Below are 5,301 nucleotides of genomic sequence, written 5' to 3'. Positions count from 1 at the left end.
TTAGAACCTACAAAAAGAAAAATAGCACCGTGTCGAAACCCGATGCTATCTAAATTATCCTTTAAAACTGTAACGCCTATTCAGGACTAGTCAATGCCATAATTAAAACTTAACGCTAACTCAAAGTTGAGACCTTAAACACACATAAAAAATACCCTATACAGGGTATTTTTTAATGATTTTGTCACTTTCTCAGCTGTTTTCACAAGTATTTTCAAATTTCCAAAAATCATTGGATCACTTATTGATATATGAATACCTGTAAAATGAGTGATTTTAAAGGCCTAGGGAGTAACCGCTCTCGTGGCTCATGCACCGCTCAGAGGACATTTGAAAATATTAACAAAAAGCATTTTTGATTTGGAATATCTATTGTGAGTTAATCATATGATTTTATTTACTTTGTACCCAAATCAAGAAGTAGGGGAAGTCCCTGTTTTAAAAATTTTAAAAAATAAAAAAACCTCATCATCTTAATCTAATCCCCAAAATGAAGCAAAAATTGTTCTCTATTTCGGTTAACCGCTCACTTATGATTGCCTTAGTAGCCATGTTGGCAATGGGTGCATGTAAGAGTAAAAAGAAAGTAGCACAGCCTGCACCACCAGCGCCAGTTGAGCAGGTTCAACAGCCAGCCCCTCCTCCAGCTCCAGTATCTTCAGCCGAAGAAATTGCAGTAGGTAAGTTGGAAAATTATTTTAACAGCGTAGCTGCAGCAGGTAATGCGTCTATCGCAAACCAAACTATCCAAGAAGCGCTTGCTATGTTCTCTAACCAAGAAACTCCAGTTTTGATCGTGATTCACGAAGAAAACGGAATTAAGGATTACGATGAGCCTACAACTATCAAAAAGTACTTGGAGTACTTGAAGGATACCAAAAAGAACTTGAATTACATCAGCGATATCCGTATGGATGCTAATGGTAAGGTCTCTGAATTGGAGCTTAGAAGAAAATAATCGCCCATCTGAAAAAATAATTTACACATGAAAAATATAATGATCCTTTTCCTGGGCCTTTTCCTTGCTACTTCAGCAAGCGTACTAGCTCAGTCAGAAACAATTAGCCCAGCTAGAAAGCAAGCGATTGACTCTCTTGCACTAGAGAAAGTTAAAGATTTGAGTAAGTATATCAGCATCATCGGAAGCAAAGAGACTCAGTTCTCTGAAGCTAACCGTGTTATGGATCGTGCTGAAGAGCTTTTCTCTCCAGGAGCTGAAATGGGTGTGTCTAGCATCAACACAAACGAAATCGCTTACTACAAAGTAAGACGTTATTTCGAGCGCCTAATGGCTTTGAACTACGATAGAGTTAACATCACTTGGTACGATATCCAGTACATCTCTGATCTTGAAAGACAGCCTGATGGAAGATATGTAGGTGTTGTTACAGTTTTCCAACGTTTCGAAGGAACATCTATCGAGACAGGTATGAATTACAAAGACACAACTAAGAAAGATATCACAATCTACGTCGAGAAAAAGCAAACCCAAATCGCTGGTAGAACCATCGAATTCTGGGACGTCATGCTAGGTGACGTGAGAGTGACTGAAACTTCCGCATGAGAATAGTAACTTTAATTTTTGCGATACTAATCGCAAGCATCTCAATCGTCTCAGGGCAGGGCATAGGCAGCCCTGGGACGATTAAAGATGATGGCAAGTTTGCCGCTTCTACCAAACAACTAAACCAATTCTTCCGAAGATTTAATGGAGAAGAATCTCCTACGGATGGCAATGTGCGCTATTACCCTGGCGACAAAGACTACCATAGTACTCCACTGAGAAACGGGTTTTTGAAAATACTTTTTGACAATCAAACCTCCTCAGTAAGTCAAGAATTGAAAACACAGTTCTCTGATTCTGTGCTTTCGCCAAATTATCCTAAATACCTAAACTTCCATCGAGAAGGATGGTATGCCGAAGTACAAGCAATATTCCTGTACAAAGGAAAACGAGAGACCGCAACCTTAATATTGAAAATTCAACCTGAAGGACTTGGGTATGAATGGGTAATAGATGAGGTGGCATTTCCCCCTTTCAAGGACATATTCAACAAGCCTGTTGGCGACTCAAAAGACTTTTTACACCCACTAAGTCATGAGCTAGGGTTTATGAACCTTAGAAGAGCCTTTCAGGACTCAAAAATGCCTGAATCATTTACAGAGTCAAGTTTTAAACCCGATTACCTGACCTTGTTTTTGTACGAAATGAAGCAAAATAATCTTCGTTACGAGACCGTAACCGATGTTAAATTTCACTTCTTCCAAATAGAAGGCTGGTATTTTGAAGTACATCAATTCAACCGCCCTGGCTTTAATACAGGTTGGCTGATTTCAAACCTTGTCAAACTTAACCCTGGTGACAAGGAAACTATCCAGAAATACATTTATGATCAGAACTAAGACCATTTATCTAAGTTTTCTTCTCTTTTGTTTGAGCTTCTCCGGAATTGCTCAAACTATTAAAGGCTATACCAAAGCTGAAATAGATGACTATTCAGCTAAAGTAGAAGATCAGGTACGCTTTTTAGAATACCTGCTTAATACAATTGGATCAGCCGAAACTCAGTCTAGAGATAAGGACGTAGTGATTCGTGAAAGCTACTTGAAGATTTTCCGCGATGGAGAAGTTCAGGTAGAAGATGATCTCCTGCTGGACAGAAAAGTTGTTACCAATAAGAATGTTACAGCCTACCTGAAAGACATCGAGTTTTTCTACAAGGATGTCAACTTCAAATTTAAAATTAGAGAGGTAAAGCCTCATCAGAAAGATAATGGTGACGTGTATTTTACAGCTTCTCTAGATAGAACGATCACTGCCATCGGCATCAACAATGAGAAGGTGTCCAATACCAAACCACGTTTCGTGGAGGTTAACTTGGATAGCAAAACTCAGGAATTGAAAATCGCCAGCGTATATACTACCAAAGTAAGCCGTGATGAAGAACTCGCAGAATGGTGGGGAGTCCTTGACCCGCACTGGCAAGATTACTTTAAAAAGCGCTTTGCTATAGCAGCATATGATTCTATCAAACTAGACCAACTCTACAAATTTGTAGAAGTGGATTCCCTGGATCTCTCAGGTACCAATTCCATTCTGGATCTTAGTCCTATGGAAGCCATGAGAAATCTGAAATATGTAAATCTTAGCAATACTCAGATTACCGAATTAGGACCTATCTCTAACGTCACCTTCTTGGAATACTTGGATGTGTCTAATACCCCAACTTCGGATATTCAGTTTATTAAGTACTCAGACCGCCTCAAACACCTCGATATTTCCAATACGCGTATTCGGGATATTAGCGAATTAGTCAACCTGAAATCTATCAGGTCTCTAAGAGTAGAAGAAACTCCGATTATGAGCTTTGCAGTGCTGAATGAATTCGACAGCCTTAAAAGCCTCTATATCGCCAAAAGTGGTTTTAATAATACCGAAAATATCAAGGACCTTTCAAAATTGGAAAACCTTGACCTAAGCCAAAATTACCTGGTCAACTTCAGTCAACTGTCTGATTTGACCTCTCTGAAGACCTTGGATTTGTCAGGAACCAATATTCAGGATCTTGCTCCTTTAGCAGCATTGAATAACCTGGAAGTTCTGGACATTACAGGCACAGAAGTTTCTGATATCTCAGCTCTGAATGGTAAAAATGAATTGAGTAAGGTTCTGGCAGATGAAACCAAGCTTACTGTACTAGCTTCAGACAATTTCATCCGTACCAATCCTAAGGTTTTATTGATCCATCACGTGAAGGATCTGGAAAGCTGGTGGACAGGATTATCTGATGCTTGGAAAACCAGCCTGAAAAAAGCCAATCCAAGAATTACTACTGATCATCCTAGCGTAGAGATACTGACAGGTACCATTGGTCTGGAGGAATTAGACCTGAGCGGTGCCGGTATTACTACCCTCAATCCTATCACCAGATTCGTCAAACTTACCAAAGTCGATTTCTCAGACAACCCAGTTTCTGAAATCATTTCTCTTAGTGAGGTAAAAACCCTGGTTGAAATCACCGGAAAGAACTCTCAGGTTAAAGATATTTCTCCTCTGAAATCCAATGAGGAATTAGTGAAAATCAATCTGGATGGAAGTCCAGTGTCTAGTATACTTACTGTAACCAGCCTTCCTAACCTGACCTACCTGAACGTAAACAGCTCAGAGATATTTACAGATGAAATTCCAGAAGTGCTTATCCAAAAGCCAAGTTTGACTATAGTTTATCGTACCGAGGAATTGAATACCTGGTGGATGGGACTTGACCAAGGCTGGAAGGAAATCTTCAAAAAGCAGTTTTCACTGCCTGAAGATCCTACCACAGAGCAGCTTCATGCGATGACAGAAAAGTCATCTCTAACCTTCGAGCGAGTTTCTGTAGATGATATCCATGCACTTACAGCATTTGTAAATCTTCGTTCCTTAGTGATCTTTGATGCTCCTATAGGATATATAGCTCCTATTTCTGAACTCAAACTATTGGAGAAATTGAGAATTTCTCAGGTACCAGTTGTTGATTTCTCCCCATTGAAAAGCCTTTCTCTATTGAAAGAATTGGATATCAGTAATTCTGGAATAGAAGACTTAGACCCCTTATCAGGATTGCTGAATCTGAAGATTCTAAATATCTCGGGCACCAACCTGAAGACACTGAAAGGTCTTGAAGGCTTGGTTCACTTGGAACAAATGGATGTGGCTAGTACCAACCTAAGATCCCTAAGACCAATTGAAGGACTTACAAACCTCAAAAAATTATCCTGCTTCAACACTAGATTGAGCAGCAGAGCCGTAGATAATTTCAAAAGCGCAAACCCAGATTGTGAAGTAAGATTCTACTAGAGTACTAAGTAGCCGTCTGCCGTCTGCTATCTTCGGTCTTCGGTCTTCGGTCTTCGGTCTTCCATCTTAACACCTAAATCTATCAGCTAGCACTATCAAACTCCCCTTCAGGGGTTGGGGGTGGGGGGCTCTATCGCTAGCTGACTTGTCCTAGAATAGGTTTACACAAAACGTAAACTATGAAAAGACAGCAAAAGAAGATAAGAACAGGTGGTTCTTTGAGTTGGGAAGAACGGGAAGCCATGATCAAAGAATTTTTGACTGGTAAGTATCTTAAAAATGAGTTGTGGGAAAAATATACTGGTCAAGATAAGGAGCATGGTCAGCTTTTGGACTGGATGAGAAAACTTGGCTATATTTCCGATGACAGGGAACTAGGTCCTGTTAAATCTTTTTATCCAACTTCTTTACCATTGAGCCATTCAAAGAACATAGATGATCCCATTGCACTTCAGCGCCGT

At 39.8% G+C, this 5,301-nt stretch carries 5 protein-coding genes; all 5 read left to right on the top strand.

Translation table 11 applies throughout. The features are described 5' to 3' along the window. Positions 1-490 precede the first annotated feature (490 nt). Positions 491-958 carry a nucleoid-structuring protein H-NS gene (locus BM291_RS21805; protein WP_092902130.1) on the top strand — a complete coding sequence of 156 codons (468 nt, stop codon included), beginning with the start codon at positions 491-493 and terminating at the stop codon, positions 956-958. Between the two features lie 27 nt (positions 959-985). After that, entirely contained in the window at positions 986-1,564 is a 579-nt protein-coding gene (locus BM291_RS21800; RefSeq protein ID WP_092902127.1) for a hypothetical protein, read from the top strand. Then, on the top strand, positions 1,561-2,403 hold the full coding sequence (locus tag BM291_RS21795; protein ID WP_092902124.1) for a hypothetical protein: 843 nt from the start codon (positions 1,561-1,563) through the stop codon (positions 2,401-2,403). Before BM291_RS21800 ends, BM291_RS21795 begins: the two co-directional genes overlap by 4 nt. Further along, positions 2,360-4,840 carry a leucine-rich repeat domain-containing protein gene (locus BM291_RS21790; RefSeq protein WP_245786943.1) on the top strand — a complete coding sequence of 827 codons (2,481 nt, stop codon included), beginning with the start codon at positions 2,360-2,362 and terminating at the stop codon, positions 4,838-4,840. The genes BM291_RS21795 and BM291_RS21790 overlap by 44 nt, the downstream gene beginning before the upstream one ends. 179 nt (positions 4,841-5,019) lie before the next feature. After that, the coding region (locus BM291_RS21785) for a hypothetical protein (protein ID WP_139229172.1) at positions 5,020-5,301 on the top strand (282 nt) is incomplete at its 3' end.

Origin of the sequence: Algoriphagus aquimarinus (assembly GCF_900112005.1) — a bacterium.
GTDB lineage: Bacteria > Bacteroidota > Bacteroidia > Cytophagales > Cyclobacteriaceae > Algoriphagus > Algoriphagus aquimarinus.
Note: the sequence above shows the minus strand (reverse complement) of the source record. Positions and strands in the feature narration are given on the sequence as shown.

Coding starts and splice junctions, on each gene's coding strand:
- BM291_RS21805 (WP_092902130.1), top strand. CDS start 491: ATGAAGCAAAAATTGTTCTCTATTTCGGTTAACCGCTCACTTATGATT.
- BM291_RS21800 (WP_092902127.1), top strand. CDS start 986: ATGAAAAATATAATGATCCTTTTCCTGGGCCTTTTCCTTGCTACTTCA.
- BM291_RS21795 (WP_092902124.1), top strand. CDS start 1,561: ATGAGAATAGTAACTTTAATTTTTGCGATACTAATCGCAAGCATCTCA.